Annotated in this window: 15 protein-coding genes; 10 read left to right on the forward strand and 5 right to left on the reverse strand. The window is 74.7% G+C overall.

The window, feature by feature from the left end; all coding sequences use genetic code 11:
- Positions 1 to 2 precede the first annotated feature (2 nt).
- The gene (locus ACIQMJ_RS21680; protein WP_499762804.1) at positions 3 to 1,289 is read right to left on the reverse strand and encodes an ABC transporter substrate-binding protein; all 1,287 of its coding nucleotides are present in this window, start codon (positions 1,287 to 1,289) and stop codon (positions 3 to 5) included.
- A gap of 180 nt (positions 1,290 to 1,469) precedes the next feature.
- Here ACIQMJ_RS21680 and ACIQMJ_RS21685 point away from each other — a divergent pair, with 180 nt between their 5' ends.
- The 6 genes from ACIQMJ_RS21685 (at position 1,470) to ligD (ending at position 8,359) form a co-directional block, all read left to right on the forward strand.
- Entirely contained in the window at positions 1,470 to 3,722 is a 2,253-nt protein-coding gene (locus ACIQMJ_RS21685; protein ID WP_499762805.1) for a rhamnogalacturonan lyase, read from the forward strand.
- Between the two features lie 9 nt (positions 3,723 to 3,731).
- Entirely contained in the window at positions 3,732 to 4,433 is a 702-nt protein-coding gene (locus tag ACIQMJ_RS21690) for a carbon-nitrogen hydrolase family protein (protein WP_499762806.1), read from the forward strand.
- Positions 4,430 to 5,296, forward strand: coding sequence for a DUF4231 domain-containing protein (locus ACIQMJ_RS21695; protein WP_499762807.1), 867 nt, complete (start codon positions 4,430 to 4,432; stop codon positions 5,294 to 5,296). The genes ACIQMJ_RS21690 and ACIQMJ_RS21695 overlap by 4 nt, the downstream gene beginning before the upstream one ends.
- Positions 5,297 to 5,659: 363 nt before the next feature.
- Positions 5,660 to 6,274, forward strand: a complete 615-nt coding sequence (locus tag ACIQMJ_RS21700; RefSeq protein ID WP_499762808.1) for a hypothetical protein — start codon at positions 5,660 to 5,662, stop codon at positions 6,272 to 6,274.
- Positions 6,274 to 7,386, forward strand: a complete 1,113-nt coding sequence (locus ACIQMJ_RS21705) for an MFS transporter (RefSeq protein WP_499762809.1) — start codon at positions 6,274 to 6,276, stop codon at positions 7,384 to 7,386. Before ACIQMJ_RS21700 ends, ACIQMJ_RS21705 begins: the two co-directional genes overlap by 1 nt.
- Positions 7,387 to 7,414: 28 nt before the next feature.
- Positions 7,415 to 8,359, forward strand: coding sequence for a non-homologous end-joining DNA ligase (gene ligD, locus ACIQMJ_RS21710; RefSeq protein ID WP_499762810.1), 945 nt, complete (start codon positions 7,415 to 7,417; stop codon positions 8,357 to 8,359).
- Here ligD and ACIQMJ_RS21715 read toward each other — a convergent pair.
- A complete protein-coding gene (locus tag ACIQMJ_RS21715; protein ID WP_499762811.1) occupies positions 8,356 to 9,177 on the reverse strand; it encodes a bifunctional DNA primase/polymerase in 822 nt (273 codons plus the stop codon). The genes ligD and ACIQMJ_RS21715 overlap by 4 nt on opposite strands.
- A gap of 60 nt (positions 9,178 to 9,237) precedes the next feature.
- The gene (locus ACIQMJ_RS21720; protein WP_499762812.1) at positions 9,238 to 9,723 is read right to left on the reverse strand and encodes an ArsR/SmtB family transcription factor; all 486 of its coding nucleotides are present in this window, start codon (positions 9,721 to 9,723) and stop codon (positions 9,238 to 9,240) included.
- A 56-nt stretch (positions 9,724 to 9,779) separates the two neighbouring features.
- Between ACIQMJ_RS21720 and ACIQMJ_RS21725 the strand changes: the two genes are divergently transcribed.
- Complete coding sequence (locus ACIQMJ_RS21725) at positions 9,780 to 10,724, forward strand: S41 family peptidase (RefSeq protein WP_499762813.1); 945 nt, start codon at positions 9,780 to 9,782, stop codon at positions 10,722 to 10,724.
- Here ACIQMJ_RS21725 and ACIQMJ_RS21730 read toward each other — a convergent pair.
- Positions 10,710 to 12,203, reverse strand: a complete 1,494-nt coding sequence (locus ACIQMJ_RS21730; protein ID WP_499762814.1) for a SulP family inorganic anion transporter — start codon at positions 12,201 to 12,203, stop codon at positions 10,710 to 10,712. The genes ACIQMJ_RS21725 and ACIQMJ_RS21730 overlap by 15 nt on opposite strands.
- Positions 12,204 to 12,571: 368 nt before the next feature.
- Here ACIQMJ_RS21730 and ACIQMJ_RS21735 point away from each other — a divergent pair, with 368 nt between their 5' ends.
- Together ACIQMJ_RS21735 and ACIQMJ_RS21740 are read left to right on the forward strand one after the other, a co-directional pair.
- The gene (locus ACIQMJ_RS21735; protein WP_499762815.1) at positions 12,572 to 13,102 is read left to right on the forward strand and encodes a hypothetical protein; all 531 of its coding nucleotides are present in this window, start codon (positions 12,572 to 12,574) and stop codon (positions 13,100 to 13,102) included.
- A 129-nt stretch (positions 13,103 to 13,231) separates the two neighbouring features.
- Positions 13,232 to 16,090, forward strand: a complete 2,859-nt coding sequence (locus tag ACIQMJ_RS21740) for an AAA domain-containing protein (RefSeq protein ID WP_499762816.1) — start codon at positions 13,232 to 13,234, stop codon at positions 16,088 to 16,090.
- On the opposite strand, the gene ACIQMJ_RS21745 is transcribed toward ACIQMJ_RS21740, so the two are convergent.
- Positions 16,044 to 16,874 carry an alpha/beta fold hydrolase gene (locus tag ACIQMJ_RS21745; protein ID WP_499762817.1) on the reverse strand — a complete coding sequence of 277 codons (831 nt, stop codon included), beginning with the start codon at positions 16,872 to 16,874 and terminating at the stop codon, positions 16,044 to 16,046. The genes ACIQMJ_RS21740 and ACIQMJ_RS21745 overlap by 47 nt on opposite strands.
- Positions 16,875 to 17,013: 139 nt before the next feature.
- Here ACIQMJ_RS21745 and ACIQMJ_RS21750 point away from each other — a divergent pair, with 139 nt between their 5' ends.
- Positions 17,014 to 17,400, forward strand: coding sequence for an ATP-binding protein (locus tag ACIQMJ_RS21750; protein WP_499763069.1), 387 nt, complete (start codon positions 17,014 to 17,016; stop codon positions 17,398 to 17,400).
- Positions 17,401 to 17,404 lie beyond the last annotated feature (4 nt).

Below are 17,404 nucleotides of genomic sequence, written 5' to 3' on the forward strand. Positions count from 1 at the left end.
GCTCAGGACCCCAGCGACTGCTCGGCGTCCTGGACCACGCGCTCGGCGGCGTCGGCGACGCTCACCCGGTTGAAGATCACGTCGTCGTAGGTGCGCTGGAAGTCGCGCTTGATCGCCGAGGACCCGGTGGGCCAGGCGCCGAACGCCGGGCCGATCTTGTCCTGCTGCGCCACCTCGTAGTCGCACACGGCCTTCGTGCCGCCCTCGGCCGACGAGCACACCTGCGCGCGGATCTCCTCGTTCGGCGGCACGCCGCGCGACGCGCCGAGCAGCTTGCCCGCCTCGGGGTCGTTGAGCAGGAAGTCGAGCAGCTTCACGGCCGCGGCCTTGTGCTTGGACCGCTGCGACACCGCGAACGACACCGGCGGCATCGCGGCCATGCCGCTCTCGGCCACGTCGCTGGGCAGCGGCGCGAGCTTCAGGTTCGGCCCGAACGCGCCGAAGTAGCCGGTGACCGCGGAGTCGTAGCCGATCTCGGAGGCGGCCTGCTTGGTCACGATGCCGGAGTTCTGCACCGAGCCGTCCATCTTGGTGGTCACCTCGGCGGGCGAGACGCCCTTGGTCGGCCGCATCGCGCCGATCACCTCCCAGTACCGGGCCAGCTCGTCGGCGGTGAAGCCGAGCTTGCCGTCGGGGGTGTAGAGGGACTTGCCGTGCTGGTGCAGCCACACCTCGAACCAGTCGACGGCCCAGCCGAAGTCGGTGGTGCCCGCGACCTGGCCGGCCGCGCCGACCTTGCCCATCGCCTCGGCGAACTGCGCCCACGTCCACTTCTCGCCCGGCGCGGTCGGCACCGTCGCGCCGGCGGCCTCGAAGCGGGTCGGGTCGAAGATCAGCATCTGGGTGGTCGCGCCACCGGCGACGGCGTACTGCTTGCCGTCGACCTTGCCGCCCTCGAGCAGGTTGGCCGGGATCTTGTCCAGCTTGAGGTCCTGGCCGGTGTACTCGCCGAGGTCGGCCAGCACGTTGCGGCCCGCGTACTCGCCGACCGTGGCCCGGTCCAGCTGGAGCAGGTCCGGTCCGGCGCCGCCCGCGACCTGGGTGGACAGCTTCTGGAAGTACGCGTCGTAGCCGCTGTACTCGGTCTCGACCTTGATGTCGGGGTTGCGCTCCTGGAACTCGTCGACCGCGGCCCGGGTGACCTTGGCGCGGTCTTCGTTGCCCCACCAGACGAACCGCAGCGTCACCGGGCCGTCGGCCGAATCGCTACCGCAGCCGGACAGGGCGGCGGTCAGCGACACCAGCCCGACCAGCAGACCTGCCGCGCCGCGGCGAGACACTCGTCCCATCACCCTCACCTCTCGATTGAATCGGTTCAACCAACGTAGGTGAGCCCTATCACGCCGTCAAGACTCGTGTTCCGCCGTCGAAACCCCACCGTCGCCCGCTCTTGCCTTTCGCGTTGAAACGGTTCATCGTGTGGCGTCGTCACGCACCTCGCGCACCGTCGCGCTCCTTGGAGGCAGCCGATGACCCGCGTCAGCCCCCTGCCCGCCGTCCTGGCGGCCCTAGCGCTAGTCCTGAGCACGTCCCCCGCCTCGGCGACGCCCGACGGGCCGCGGCTCGAACGCCTCGACCGCGGCCTGGTCGCCGCGCGCACCGACGGCGGGGTGTTCCTGAGCTGGCGGCTGCTCCGCCACGAGGTCACCGGCCACACCGCCACGGGCCTGGCCGGTCCGGCGTTCGCGGTCTACCGCGACGGCCACCGGATCGCCACGGTCACCGACAGCACCAACTACCTCGACCCGGAGGGCGGCTCGGAGTACCGGGTGGCGCCGGTGGTGCGGGGTCGTCAGGGCGAGGCGAGCGAGCCCGTGTCGCCGTGGGCCGCGGGGTCCTACGACCTGCCGCTGCGCAAGCCCGCCGACGGCGCGACGCCCGCCGGCGAGACGTACACGTACTCGGCCAACGACGTCAGCGTCGGCGACGTGGACGGTGACGGCGCCTACGAGTACGTCGTGAAGTGGGACCCGTCCAACTCCAAGGACGTCTCGCAGGTCGGCTACACCGGGCCGACCTACGTCGACACCTACCGGTTCGACGGCACCCTGCTGCACCGGGTGGACCTGGGCGTGAACATCCGCTCCGGCGCGCACTACACGCAGTTCCTGGTCTACGACTTCGACGGCGACGGCCGCTCGGAGATGATGATGAAGACCGCGCCGGGCTCGAAGGTCACGACGTACGACCGGCGCGGGAACGCGGTGTCCGAGCGGTACGTGACGATGCCCCGCGAGGACGTGCGCGCGGGGTACTCGCACAGCGACGACTACCGGCTCAGCGCCGCGGGCTACTACGAGCACGTCGTCGGGATGTTCCGGGGCTGGCACCGGCACCCCGAGGTGGTGGCGGGTCGGTGGCCCGCGACGCTGGAGCAGGCGTTCGGCATCGAGCCGCGCTACGCCTACCCGCTGTCCGACGTGGACGCGCGGGCTTTGGCCGACCACTTCATGGACGTCTACGCGCCGAGTCGCAGCGCGCGCAACAACCTGCGGGCGTTCGCCGGGTTCGTCGTGGACGGCCCGGAGTACCTGACCGTGTTCGACGGCAAGTCGGGCCGCGAGCTGGAGACGGTGCGCTACGAGCCGGGCCGGCACGACGACGGGCTCATGTGGGGCGACTACGCGCTGGGCCGGATCGAGCCGGGCAACCGGGTGGACCGGTTCCTGGCGGGGGTCGCGTACCTGGACGGCAAGCGGCCGTCGGCGGTCTTCGCGCGCGGCTACTACACGCGCACGACGCTGGCGGCGTACCGGTGGAACGGCCGCAAGCTGGTCGAGGACTGGTTCGTGGACAGCGGCTGGGTGCCGATGAGCAACCCGTTCAACTTCCCGGTGCACGGCCGGGACGGCACGTCGCCGACGCACGGCGGCCTGGCCACGCAGGGCGCGCACTCGTTGAGCGCGGCGGACGTGGACGGCGACGGCAAGCAGGAGATCGTCTACGGCGCGTCGACCCTCGACCACGACGGCACGGTGCTCTACCACTCGTCGGGTGTCCTGCCGCCGGGCAGCGCGAACCCCGGCGCGGTGGCGCGGCTCGGGCACGGCGACGCGCTGCACGTGACCGACATCGACCCGGCCCGCCCGGGGCTCGAGATCTACATGGTGCACGAGGGCGCGACGTCCGCGCCTTACGGCTACGCGCTGCGCGACGCGGCCACCGGCGAGGTGATCTACGGCGGGTACACCGGCCGGGACACCGGGCGCGGCATGGTGGGCGACGTGCTGCCGGACGAGCCCGGGTTGGAGACGTGGGCGTCGCTGCCGGGTGGCACGGACGCGGCCGGGCTGTGGTCGGCGGACGGCCGCCCGCTGTCGACGGCGATCCCGGGCACGAACGCGAGCATCCGCTGGGCGGCCGACCTGACCACCCAGATCGTCGACGGCGCGCAGGACGTGACGCCGACGGTCAAGGACTGGCGGCGCGGCACGCTGCTCACCGCGACCGGCACGCGGACCAACAACGGCACCAAGGGCAACCCGGCGCTGGTCGCCGACGTGCTGGGCGACTGGCGCGAGGAGCTGGTGGTGCGCACGGCGGACAGCTCGGCGTTGCGGGTCTACCTGAGCACGGAGGTCACCGGCCACAAGCTCTACACGCTGATGCACGACCCGCAGTACCGGGTGGACGTGGCCCGTCAGCAGACGGCCTACAACCAGCCCGCGTACACCGGCTTCTACCTGGCTTCGGACGTCGAGTGGGCGGAGGTGCCGCGTTAGGGTCGGCGGGTGATCACGATCGCTGTCGCCCAGCCGCGCTGCACCCCCTACGACGTGGCCGCGAACGTGGCGGCGCACGTCCGGGCGGTGCGCGCGGCTGGTGCGCGCGTGGTGGTGTTCCCGGAGCTGTCGCTGACCGGGTACCACCTGGACGCGCCGGTGGTGCCGTTCGAGCTGGTGGAGCCGCTGGTGGCGGCGTGCGCCGCGTCGGGGTCGGTGGCGTTCGCGGGCGCGCCGGTCGCCGGGCCGCACATCGGCGTGCTGGAGGTGTCCGGCGCGGGGGTGCGGGTGGCCTACCGGAAGATGTGGCTCGGTGGCCGGGAGCCGGCGCGCTTCCGACCCGGTGGCGCGCCCGCGGTGGTCGAGGTGGACGGGGCGCGGCTCGGGCTGGCCGTGTGCAAGGACACCGGCGTGCCGCGGCACGCGGCGGACACGGCGGCGTTGGGCGTGGACGGGTACGTGGCCGGGGTGGTGGAGCACGCGTGGGACGCGGGCGTGGTCGAGGCGCGGGCGCGTCGGGTCGCGGCCGATCACGGTGTGTGGGTGGCGGTGGCGAGCTTCGCCGGCCCGACGGGTGAAGGGTACGACTCCACGGCGGGTCGTTCGGCGGTGTGGGATTCGTCCGGTGGGAGGATCGCCTCCGCCGACACCGGGGTGGACGCCGTGGTGCGGGCGGTGGTCCCGACGCGCACCACGGAGGGAGGGTCATGACCGACGCCGACCTGCCCGCGCTCTTCCACGACGCCGAGGGCGCGTCGCGGCGCGGTCAGCGACAGGCTCTGTCGTGGAGCAGGATCCGCCTGATCAGCGCCGTGTTCGCGGCGATCGGCGGCGCGATGACGTGGAACGTCTTCGGGGGCGTGTCCCCCGGCGGCGCCCTGGCGATGGTGGCGTTCTCGGTGGCGCTCGTGGTGGAGATCCTGCTGTGGACCCAGCAGCCGGAGCGGGACTGGTACGCCGGGCGCGCGGTCGCGGAGTCGATCAAGACGCTGGCCTGGCGGTACGCGGTGGCCGGCGCGCCGTTCCCGGCCGACGCGCCGGGGGCGCAGGCGCTGTACCGCGACCGGGTGGCCGAGGTGGTCGCGGCGAGTGAGGAGCGGCTGGCGATGGTGGGCGACGACCCGTCGCCCACGCCGGCGATGACCGCGTTGCGGGCGGCGCCGTTCGAGCAGCGGCGGGCGGCCTACCTGGAACACCGGCTCCAGGAGCAGCGGGACTGGTACTCGGGCCGGGCGCAGCACAACCGCAAGCGCGCGTTGCAGTGGCGCAGCGCCCTGATCGCGGGCGAGGTCGCGGCCATCGTGCTCGCGGGGCTGGAGGCGTCCGGCGTGGGTCCGGTCGAGATGTCCGGCGTCCTGGCCGCGGTGGTGGCCAGCGGCGCGGCGTGGCTGGGCACGCGCCGGCACTCGACGCTCGCGACCAGCTACTCGATGGCCGCGCGCGAGCTGGCGATGGTGCGGGTGAGGCTGCTGGACGCGGACGAGGCGTCGTGGGCCGACGCGGTGGCGGAGGCCGAGAAGTCGATGGGCCGGGAGCACCGGTTGTGGCTGGCGTCCCGGCCGGTCGAGAGCTGAGTTCCCCCGGACGGGTGACCGGTCCGACGGTCGGGCGCGATGGGGTCGGGTCGTCAGCGGGAGAGCCGGGCGAGCAGCTTCCCGGTGTTCGCGCCGTACGCGGCGGTGTCGATGACCAGGGGGCGCTCGGCGGGCGCGTACGGGGATTCCGCCGTAGGACGGGAATACCCACGCGGCGACCCGCTGGTCAACGGTGGATCACCGGCGTGAAACCGAGCACCCCTCACCAGTCCACAGTGGACTCGGGTGCGATCTTCTCCGTCACCCGACCGATGTTTCCGCATCAGTGCGGCCTCATCGTGGTGTCCATCGCACCGACGCCCGCACAACGACCTGTGCGGCCCTCACGGAAGGTGCACCCCGATGATCCACTCCGTACCCGCCGAGCACGCGGACGAGGCAGGCGCGCGGGCCGAGACCATGGCCCGGTTCCTGCGCGACGTACCCGTCCCCTTCACCCGCGTGCTGTCCCTGTGGGTGGGCTACCGCCTGCGCCGCGACCCCCGGCAACCCGACACCCGCCACCGACTCACCGCCCGGCAGGCGTGCCTGCTCGGCTTACCCCCGCACACCGAGGTGACCCGGCGCGAGGGCTACCTGGTGCCCCACCTCGGCGACCACGGCCCGCGCCTGGCCGCGATCACCGCGCTGGTGCACCAGCGCGGCCTCGACCTGGACGAACCCGCGCGCGACGAGCTCGACCGCGGCTACACCCCGCTCGGCGTGCTGGTCACCGGCGCGCGCCGGGCCACCCACTACGCCACCACCACCCGCGCCCCCGACGACCCCGACTTCGCCGACCCGCTGCCCGACGACCCCGCCGACGTGCCCGCCCTGTGGTGCCAGGCCACGCTGCTCAGCGCGGGCAGACCCGTGGCGCTGGTCCGCGAGACCGTCTACCGGGTTGCGTTCACCGGCCGCCGCCCACCCGACCTCACCGGCTACCTGACCCCGGCGCCGCCCCGACTGGTGTCCTGATGCGCGCCCGGACCGCCGCGCTCGCCGCGACGACCGTGGCGGCGGGGTCCAGCGGGTACGTGGTCGCGGCGGTGCTCACCGAGGTCGCCGCCGACCTCGGAGTCACCACCGCGGCCGCGGGCCGGACGATCACCGCGTTCGCCTTGGCCTACGCGGTCGGCTCGCCGGTGCTCGCGATGCTCACGGCCCGGTTCGAGCGACGGGCGCTGCTGGTCGCGGCGCTGCTGGTCGCCGCGGTGGGCAACGTCGGCGCGGCGCTCGCGCCCACGCTGGACCTGCTGCTGGTCGCCCGCGTGCTCACCGCGTGCGGCGCGGCGCTGGCCACACCGGCGGCCACCGCGGTCGCCGCGCAGCTCAACCCCGCGCACCGGGCGAAGGCCATGGCGGTGGTGACGGCCGGGTTGACGGCCGCGACGCTGCTGGGCGTGCCCGCCGGGCGGTTCGTCGCCGACCGCTACGGCTACCGGGCGGCGTTCGTGCTGGTGGCGGCGCTGTGCGTGGTGGCGGCGCTGGTGGTGCGGTCCGCCGTGCCGACGGTGCGACCCGGGCCGGCGGTGGCGTTGCGGCAACGGCTCGCGCCGCTGGCCGATCCCCCGGTGCGCCGGCTGCTGGCCGTGTCGCTGCTGGCGTGCCTGGCCACGTTCAGCGTCTACGGCTACCTCGGCCCGATCACCGGCCGCCCACCGGACGGCGGCCACCTGCTGGCCTACGGCCTCGGCGGGGTGCTGGGCAACGCGATCGGAGGTGTGGCCGCGGACCGGCACGGGCCGCGCACACCGCTGCTGGTGGCGCTGGGCGGCTGCGCGGCGGTGCTCGTGGTGCTGCCGACGATGCTGGCCGGTGCGACGGCGGTCGTCGTGATGGCCGCGTGGGGCGCGTTGTTCTGGGCGTTCAACCCGCCCCTGTTCGCGGCGCTGGTCGCGGTGGACCCGGACCGGGCGAACCTCCTGCTCGCCCTGAACGCCTCCGCCATCTACACCGGCATCGCGGGCGCGGGTGTGCTCGGCGGCGCGGTGCACGCCCCGGCCGTCCCCCTCGTGGGCGCCGCCGTCGCCGTCGCGGCCGCCGCGATCGCGGCCACGAACCGCGGAAGGAGGTTGGTGACGCGCTGATCGGCGCGATCCGGGTTAGGTTGCCCGCATGGCCGGAAAGGTGCCTTCGGTGGAGCTGGAGGTCGGGGACCGCGTCGTGCGGATCTCGAACCCGGATCGCGTCTACTTCCCCGCGCGCGGGGAGACCAAGCTGGACCTCGCCCACTACTACCTGTCGGTCGGCGAGGGGATCGTGCGCGCGCTGCGCGAGCGGCCGTGCATGATGCACCGCTTCCCGTCCGGGGTGGCGGGCGAGAAGGTCCACCAGAAGCGGCTGCCGAGCGGCGCGCCGCCGTGGGTGCGGACCGTGCGGGTGCACTTCCCGCGGTACGACCGGCACGCCGACGAGCTCTGCGTGACGCACGTGGCGGACGTGGTGTGGGCGGTGCAGATGTCGACGGTGGAGTTCCACCCGTGGAACTCGCGCAGCGCCGACACCGAGAAGCCCGACGAGTGGCGCATCGACCTCGACCCGATGCCGGACTGCCCGTTCGACCGGGTCCGGCGGGTCGCGCACGTGGCGCACGAGGTGCTCGACGAGCTGGGCGCGGTGGGCTGGCCGAAGACGTCCGGCGGGTCCGGGCTGCACATCTACGTGCGGATCAAGCCCGAGTGGGGTTTCGCCGACGTGCGGCGGGCGGCGCTGGCGTTCGCCCGCGAGGTGGAGCGGCGCGCGCCCGACGACGTGACCACGGCGTGGTGGCGACGCGACCGCGACCCGCGCAGCCTGTTCGTCGACTACAACCAGAACGCGCGCGACCACACGATCGCCTCCGCCTACTCGGTGCGGGGCGTGCCGGAGGCGACGGTGTCCACGCCGGTGCGGTGGGACGAGATCGACTCGCTGGACCCGCGCGACTTCACCATCGCCACCGTGCCCGCCCGGTTCGCCGAGCTGGGCGACCTGCACGCCGGGATCGACGACGCGGTGTTCTCGCTGGAGCCGCTGCTGGAGCGGGCCGACCGCGACGGGGTGGACGTGCCCGAGCCCTAGCGCAGCACGCGCGGTCGCCGCCGGCCCAGGGCGAGGCCGTTCTCGACGTGCCGCAGCGCCTCCCGCGCGGTCCAGCCGTCGACGCCGTCGTGGTGCGAGGCGGCGGTCAGCAGCACGGCCATCGCGGTGCCCTCGTCCAGCCAGCCCGCGCCGACCAGCTCGCCGAGGCGGCACGCGGCGGTGAACACGACGTGCGCGCGCGTGCCCGGCCGGGCGTCGCGGACGCGGTCCGCCTCTCCCTCCACCACGGCGGCGCGGTAGGCGTCGACCCGGCGCGGCGAGGGCCGCTGGGTCGGGATCGGCAGGTCCTCCGGCGGCTCCGGGGTCAGCACGGCGACCAGCCACTCGGGCGCGGGCGCGACCGGCGCGTCCCGCACCACCCGGTAGCGGTCGCGCCCCAGCGCGGAACCGGCGGCGACCACGTACCCGCCGACGCCGCGCGTGTCCACGTGCGGCGCGATCCGGCCCACGCTGTTGCCCAGCGGCACGTCGGGCGCCCGGAAGTAGCGGTGCTCTCCCCCGCTGGGCGTCACCACCGTGTAGGTGTCGCGCGGGTCGTCCTCGCCGTGCTGCCAGGCGCGGCGGGCGAACGCCTCGCGGCCGTGCGGCACGTCGATGTCGACCACCAGCAGCCCGGCGGGACCGCAGGAGATGCCGACGTTGTAGGCCCGGCGCGACCACCAGTGCCGGATCCGGTCGCGGTCCAGGGTCGCCTCGTCGTCCCAGCCGCGCAGCGCGGGCTGCTTGCCGTGCGGGCGCAACGGGACCACCGGCCAGCCTCGTGCGGCGGCGGCCAGCGCCGCCCGGTACCTGGTCATGCTCGTTCCCCCTGATGTCGGGCAACGGGGGAAGCGCCGCCGAGGTCCAGTGTGCCGGGGTCAGGTCTGCCGGTACAGGGCCACCAGGACGCCGTGCACGGCTTCGTCACCTCCCGCGTCCCGCGCCTGGTCCACCAGCCGGCGCAACGTCTCGCCCAGCTCCCGCGCGCCGTCCTCGGTGAGCCGGAGGTGGCGCGACACCAGCACGGGCTCCTCCGGCGACCGCCGCAGCTCCTCCGCGACCGCGCCGAACAACGCCTCCGCGTGCTCGGCCGCCGGTCCCGGCACCGAGAGGCGGCGGAACGTGCGCTGGTAGTACTGCTCCGTGCCGCCGCGCACCCGCCGCGTCTCCGCGACCCGCACCAGCCCCGCCTCGCGCAACACCTTCAGGTGGTGGCCGACGTTGCCCTTCTGCGCGCCCAGCGCCACGGCGAGCTGGCTGGTCGTCGCGGGCGCACGGCCGAGCGCGAACAGCAGGCGCTGCCGCAGCGGGTGCGCCAGCGCCTTGTACTGCGCGGGCGACCCGACCTCCAGGATCTCCTCCACCCGCCAAGTGTCTGTTTCTCTTGACGCTTTGGCAACGCCGCTGCTCTACTGCGGGCATGGACATCGCGGCGGTCGTCGACCGCACCCGCGCGCTGCTGGTCGAGCACTACGTCTTCGCCGACGTGGCCGAGAAGCTGGACGCGCTGCTCGCCGCGCGGCTGGCCGCCGGCGCGTACGACGTGGCCACGCCGGAGGAGCTGGGCGCCGCGGTCACCGCCGACCTCCAGTCGGTCAACGGCGACCGGCACCTGCGGCTGAAGTTCCACCCAGACCGGGTGCCCGAGGGCGACGACTCGGCGCTGATGCAGGAGGTCGGCCGGTCGTTCGAGCTGTCCCTGGGCGGCGTGCCGCAGCTGCGCAGGCTGGCGGGCAACGTGGTGCACCTGGAGCTCGCGCCGTCGCTGTTCCCGGTCGAGTGGGCGGCCGAGGGCATCACCGCCGCGTTCACCCTGGCGTCGCGCGGCGACGCCTTGATCATCGACCTGCGCGCGAACACCGGCGGCGACCCGCAGACCGTCGCGCTGGTGTGCGGCTACCTGCTGGACGAGGCGACGCACCTCAACACCATGCACGACCGGAGCGGCGAGGTGTCCCGGCAGTTCTGGAGCCAGGCGCACGTGCCGGGCCGGCGGTTCGGCGGCACGAAACCGGTGTACGTGCTGACCAGCGGCAAGACGTTCTCCGGCGCCGAGGAGCTGGCCTACGACCTGCAGCAGCTCGGCCGGGCGACCGTCGTCGGCGAGCGCACGGGCGGTGGCGCGCACCCGCGGCGCGGCTTCACCGTGCACCCGCACCTGGAGGCGACCATCCCGACCGCGCGGGCGGTCAACCCCGTGTCCGGCACGAACTGGGAGCTGGTCGGCGTGACGCCGGACATCGCCGTGCCCGCCGCGGACGCCCTGGACCGCGCGCACCGCGAGGCGTTGGCCGAGCTCGACCGCCGCGGCGGCGACTCGCCCGCGCTCGCCGAGGTGCGCGCCGCCCGCTCAGGGAGCGCTTAGCCGGCCGGTGAGGGTGCCGTGCAGCCGCGCGCTGTGCGGGTTGAGGCCGGTGATCTCGACGGTCTTGCCCCGGTCGGCGTACTTGGCCGTGACCGCGTCCAGCGCGGCGACCGACGAGGCGTCCCAGACGTGCGCGGCCGACAGGTCGATGACCACCCGGTCCGGGTCGCCCGCGTAGTCGAACCGGTGCGCCAGGTCGTTGGTGGAGGCGAAGAACAGCTCGCCGGTCACCGTGTAGACGACCCGGTCGCCGTCGCCGCGCGCCTCCACGGTGGCCACGCGGGCGACCCGGCGCGCGAACACCGCCAGGGCGGCGACGGAGCCGACCACGACGCCGATCGCCAGGTTGTGCGTGGCCACCACGACGGCGACCGTGACGACCATGACGCCGATCTCGCCGGCGGGCATCCGGCGCAGGGTGGCGGGCGCGACCGAGTGCCAGTCGAAGGTCGCGAACGACACCAGCACCATCACCGCGACCAGCGCCGCCATCGGGATCTGCGACACGACCGGCCCGAACGCCACGCACAGCACCATCAGGAACGCGCCCGCCAGGAACGTCGACAGCCGGGTGCGCGCGCCGTTCTTGAGGTTGATCATGGTCTGGCCGATCATCGCGCAGCCGCCCATGCCGCCGAAGAACCCGGTCACCACGTTGGCCACGCCCTGGCCGATCGACTCGCGCCGCTTGTCCGAGCCGGTGTCGGTGAGGTCGTCCACCAGCTTCGCCGTCATCAGCGACTCCATGAGCCCGACCAGCGCCAACGCCACCGCGTAGGGCGCGACCACCCGCAGCGTCTCCGGCGTGAGCGGCACGTCCGGCAGGCCGGGCGTCGGCAGCGACGACGGCAGCTCGCCCCGGTCGCCCACGGTGGGCACGGCGATGCCCGCGCCCACCGTCAGCGCGGTCAGCGCCACGATCGACACCAGCGGCGCGGGCACCACCTTGGACAGCCGCGGGAACAGCACCATCAGCACCAGCCCGCCGACCACCAGCGGGTAGACCGCCCACGGCACGTCGACCAGCTCCGGGACCTGCGCGAGGAAGATCAGGATCGCCAGCGCGTTGACGAACCCGACCATCACCGAGCGCGGCACGAACCGCATCAGCCCGGCCACCCCGAGCGCGCCGAGCGCCACCTGGACCAGCCCGCCGAGGATGACGGCCGCGAGCAGGTGGCCCAGGCCGTGCTCGCGCACGAGCGGCGCGACCACAAGCGCGACCGCGCCGGTGGCGGCGGAGATCATCGCCGGCCGCCCGCCGACCACCGAGATGACCACGGCCATGGTGAACGAGGCGAACAGGCCGACGCTGGGCGCGACCCCGGCGATGATCGAGAACGAGATCGCCTCGGGGATCAGCGCCAACGCCACCACCAGGCCCGCCAGCACCTCGGTGCGCAGGGTCTTGGGGTCGCGCAACGCGCGCAGCGTCGGCCAGGTCGGGCGTGGTGCCGTGGTCGGTGCGGAGGGGTTCACAACCACCCTGTCGTGGTCGGGCACGCCGTTCGGGCGCGCGGGCGTGGGGCCGCCGGGCGTGCCGCGGCGGTTCGGGGAGCTGAGGGGGAACGGCCCGCTACGGCGGGCAGGACAGGGCACGAGGCGGGACGGGCACGCGTCGTCTCCTGTCCGGAAGGAGGGGATCTGCCGCCGGGACGTCGTCGACACCGGTCGCGGGGGCGGCCGAGCCGCACCACCGGCGGAAATCCTACCCCGCCCGCGCTCGGCGAACCCCGGGAGGGGATCACGAGGTGCGACGGCGTTCATCCCTTCGGGCAGTGAGAGCGGCGGTCCACGGCCGATAACATCGGTCGCAGGGGGCGCCATGCAGCGCATTGAGGTTCCTCATGCAGGACGGTGACCTCGTCGGGCGATTCGCGCGCCGGCTGCGGATGTTCGACTCCAACGCCGACGGCGTCGTCCGGCGGCGGGACGTGGTGGCGGCGGCCGAGCGGTTGGTGCGGGCGTTCCGCGTCGACCCCCGCTCGATCGGCGCCGAACGGCTCCGCACGGGGTACGAGATGCTGTCGTTGGCGCTGCTCGCCGACTTCGGCGACCTGGCCCGGGACGAGGTCGCGGTGGTCGGCTTCACCGCGGCGCCGGCCGCCGCCCCGGCCCGGATGGCGGGCCTGGGCCGCCGCATCGCCCGCACCGACGCGCTGGCCGTGCGCGAGTGCCTGGCCCCGATCGGCGAGGCGGTGAAGGCCGAGCACGTCGCCGAGGTGATCGTGGTGCTCGGTGCGCACCCCGGGCACCGGCCGGTGATCCAGCAGGCGCTGGAACGCGACGGCGCGCTGATCCGGCTCACCACCGCGATCCGCCCGTTCACCGACCACTTCGCCGGTGCCGGCTACCCCGGCCTCTACGGCCGCGCCTGAGGTCGCGGGCGGGCGGCGCGAGGTGTGCCCGCCCGGCGAGCGGCCGTTCGGCGTCGCCGCGTTCCTCGCGGTGCACCGGGTGCGCGCGATCCCCGGTCCGCTGTCGGACCCGGATGGCAGGATTTCCCCGTGACCGTTCCCGCAGTGCTGCGCACGCTGGCCCGGCTCAGCGCGTCCGAGCAGCCGCAGCGGGTGCAGCTCGACCTGACCAGGACGGCCGGGCTGGTGTGGCTGGGTGCCGACGAGCCCGCCTGGCGGACCCTGACCCAGGAGCTGGAGCCACCGGCCTGGACACCGGTGTCGTGGACGCCGCGCCACGGCCAACGCGAGGCCGTCGACCGGCTGGCGTCGTTCGACGCGCTGCACCAGGAAGACCGGCTGCTGCGGCTGGGGTGGGCGTTCCTGTGCGGACCGGCGACGGTGAACGGCCAGCGCCGGCGGGTGTGCCTGCCGCTGGTGTCACGGCCGGTCCGGCTGCACCCCTCGGGGCGCGGCTACGTGTTCCACGTCGCCGGCGACGTGGCGATGTTCCCGCTGCTGGCCGACTGGTCCCGGGCCGCGGAGCTGGAGACCCGGCTGGCCAGGGGCCGGGAGTGGATCGGGGCGACGCTGGCCGCGAGCGGGTTCGCCGACGTGCCGGTGCTCGGGCCCGAGCGGGACCCGCGCGCGCTGATCGGCGGTGACGAGCTGGTCGTGGTGGCCGGGGCCGGGCTGCACGCGGGCGAGCCGGTGGTCAGCACCGAGCGCGGCGCGGCGCTCTACGCGTGGGCCCGCCGGTCCGGTGTGGAGGCGACCGCGTTGTCCGGGCTGTACTCGTCGGCGGAGGACGCGGCGGTCGAGGACGCGGCGGAGCCGGCGGTCGACGAGGTGGTGCACGGCGCGGTGCCGTTGAGCCCGAGCCAGCGGGCGGCGGTGGTGGCGGCCCGCACCGCGCCGGTGACCGTGGTGGGCGGGCCGCCGGGCAGCGGCAAGACGCACACGCTGGCCGCGATCGCGCTGGACGCGGTGGCGTCGGGTCGCTCGGTGCTGCTGGCCAGCCGGACGCGCAACGCCGCCGACGTGCTCGGCGAGGCGTTGCGGCGCGCCGGCGGCCCGGTGCCGGTCCTGTTCGGCGACTCCGAGCTGCGCCGGGACATGGCCCGGGAGCTGAGCACCGGGCTGGCCGCCACCAGCGCCAAGGGCGAGTTGGACCGGCTCGACCGGACCCGGCGGAGCGCCGTCGCGGCGGTGGCTCGGGTCGAGCGCGCGGTCGGGGCGGCGTTGCGGGACGAGGAGCTGGTCGAGGCGGCGGTGCGGTTCGAGGCGTTGATGCCCGCCCACCGCGCGGTCGCGCCGCGCGCGTTCGACGACGGCGCGGACTTCGAGCGGCTGCACGGGCTGCTGCGCCCGCGTCACGGCGTGCTCGGCGGGGTGCGCACGCGGTGGGCCCTGCGGTCGGCGCGCAAGCTGACCGGCGCGGCGGACGACGTGGACGTGGCGGACCTGGAAGCGGCGGTGCGGGCGGCCGAGCAGTCCGCCGCCCAGGTGCGGGTCGCCGCGAACGGCGGCACGGCGCTGGAGGCGTTGCGCGGCCTGCTCGCCGAGGAGGACGCGCGCGGGCACGCCGCGACCGCCGCGTGGCTGGCGGTGCTGGCGGTCAGCCGGCGCGGCGCGGGCCCGCGGCGGGCGGTGGCCGCGTTGGCGACGGCGCTGCGGTCGGGCCGGGCGGCGCGACGGCGGGCGTTGAGCGACGTCTCCGCCGAGCACCTGGTGCAGGCCCTGCCGCTGTGGGTGGGCACGCTGGCCGACGTCGAGGACATCCTGCCCGCCGTGCCGGGCGTGTTCGACCTGGTGGTGATCGACGAGGCGAGCCACGTCGACCAGCCGCTGGCCGCGCCCGCGCTGCTGCGCGGCAGGCGGGTCGTGATCGGCGGCGACCCGCGCCAGCTGCGGCACGTGTCGTTCGTCGGCGAGCAGGCCGTGCGCGAGGCGGTGACCGCGGAGGGCACGACGGCGCTGGCGGACCGGCTGGACGTGCCGAAGGTCAGCCTGTTCGACGCGGGCGCGGCGGCGGCCGGCGTGCACTGGCTCACCGAGCACCACCGCTGCGCGCCGCACCTGATCGGGTTCGCCGCGACCCGGTTCTACGAGGGTCGGATCTCGCTGCTCACCACGCACCCGTCGATCGCGGACGTCGACTGCATCGACGTCGAGAACGTCGAAGGCACGCGCGACGACAAGGGCGTGAACGAGGTCGAGGTGGACGCCGTGCTCGCCCACCTGCGCCGCCGGATCGCCGCGGGGGTCCGCTCGATCGGCGTCGTGACGCCGTTCCGGGCGCAGGCCGACGCGTTGGAGCAGGCCCTGCTCGACCGGCTGAGCCTGGACGAGATCACCACGGGTGGGGTGCGCGTGGGCACCGTGCACGGCGTCCAGGGCTCGGAGTTCGACGAGGTCGTGATCAGCCTGGCGCTCACCGACGCCGACCGGCCCGCCGCCTGGCGCTTCGCCAACGACCCCAACCTGCTGGCCGTGCTGACGACGAGGGCGCGGCGCCTGGTGCACGTGATCACGTCGGCCGCCGGACCGGTCGGGCTCGTCGGGGACTACCTGCGGCACGCGGAGGTGCCGCCGACCGAGACGGAGGGCTGCGTGCCGTCCGACGAGTGGACCGCCCGGCTGGCGGCCGAGCTGACGGCGCTCGACCTGACGCCGCGCACCGGCTACCCGGTCGGCCGGTGGCGGGTCGACCTGGTGGTGGGCGACCGCGCGTCGGCGGTCGCCGTGGACACCCGACCGCACCCGGAGGGCGCGGCGGCGCACCTGGCCCGGTGGCGCGCCCTGCGCGGCGCGGGCTGGCGGGTGCACGACGCGTTCCCGAGCCGCTTCGGCCACGACCCGGCGCGGGCCGCGGTCGAGCTGGCGCAGGAACTCGCGCCGCGGACCATCGGTGCCGCGGCGGTCACGCCCGTGCGCGCAGCCACTCCAGAGCCGACGGAGCCGAGGTGACGATGGAGAGGTGGCCGTCGTCCGGCGACAGCCGCAACTCCGCCGCCGGGCACCGGCCGGCCAGCCACTCGGCGTGCGAGCTGGGCACGACGCGGTCACGTCCACCGTGCAGCAGCAGCACCGGCGCGGTCACGTCGGCGGGGTCGAAACCCCACGGGGAGACGTAGGCCAGGTCGTCGTCGATCAACGCGGCCGGTCCCGCCTGCACCGCCGGGCCGACGACCTCGGTGAACCACGACCAGTCGCCCTCCAGGGCGGCGAGGTCCGCCTCGGTGAACTCCGGGTCGTACACCACGCCCGACGCCTCGAACCGCTCCTTCACCGCCCGTCCCGCCTGGGCCGCGCGCAGCGACGCCACGCCGGACGCCGCCATGCCCGCGAACCAGTCGAGCCCGTCCGCCGCGAAGGGCGCGAGCCCGGCGACGCTGACCACGCCGAGCACCCGGTCCCGCAGCAACGCGCCGCAGGCGAGGGCGTGCGGCCCGCCACCGGAGTGGCCGAACACCGCGAACCGGTCGATCCCCACCGCGTCGGCGACGGCGGCGGCGCAGGTGGCGGCGGAGGCGACGTCCCGGCCGGGCCGCGGTGTCGACCCGCCGTAACCGGGCCGGTCGTAGGACACCCAGCGCAGGCCGAGCCGTCGCGCGGCGGGGAAGAGCGGTGCGGGAGGCGCGCCGATGTTCGGCGTGCCGTGGTGCCAGAGGACGGCCAGGTCGCCCTCGACGGCGTCGTAGGCGTGCAGCGTGCTGCCGTCGTCCAGGCGGATGTCGATCTCCGTCACCACGGGCGGAGCCTAACAGCGGGCGGGGTCGCGTCGAGGCCGGCGAAAAAGAGATCGAAATCGTGGTTTGGCGCGTCCGCCGAACGGTTACCTCGTGGCTGCGCCTTGAGCCAACAGGGTGCCGAAGGAGCGTGCCGTGAACATGGTGGACCTGCCTGACGACGGGCTGGACCTGGCGCTGGGCGGTGTCCGAACACCCGAAGACATCGCCGGCCTGGTGCGGCAGGTCGGCTACGAGGTGGACGAGCGCAGCGTCACCGACCTCGCGCTGATCGCCGCCGAACTGGTCGGCAACGCCAGGCAGCACGCCGAAGGGCCGTGGCGGATGCGGTTGACGCGGGTGCACGAGCGGCACGTGCTGCGGGTCGAGGTGGAGGACCGCAGCCCCAGCCTGCTGCCCGTGCTCGGCCGGCCGGACGACCCCACCGCGGGCAGCGGGCTGCTGCTGGTCAACCGGCTGTCCGTGCACTGGGGGTTCGACCACCACGGGGACCGCAAGGTGGTGTGGGCCGAGGTGCCGGCCAGGTGACGCC

Origin of the sequence: Actinosynnema sp. NPDC091369, from assembly GCF_044757065.1 — a bacterium.
Classification (GTDB): Bacteria; Actinomycetota; Actinomycetes; order Mycobacteriales; family Pseudonocardiaceae; genus Actinosynnema.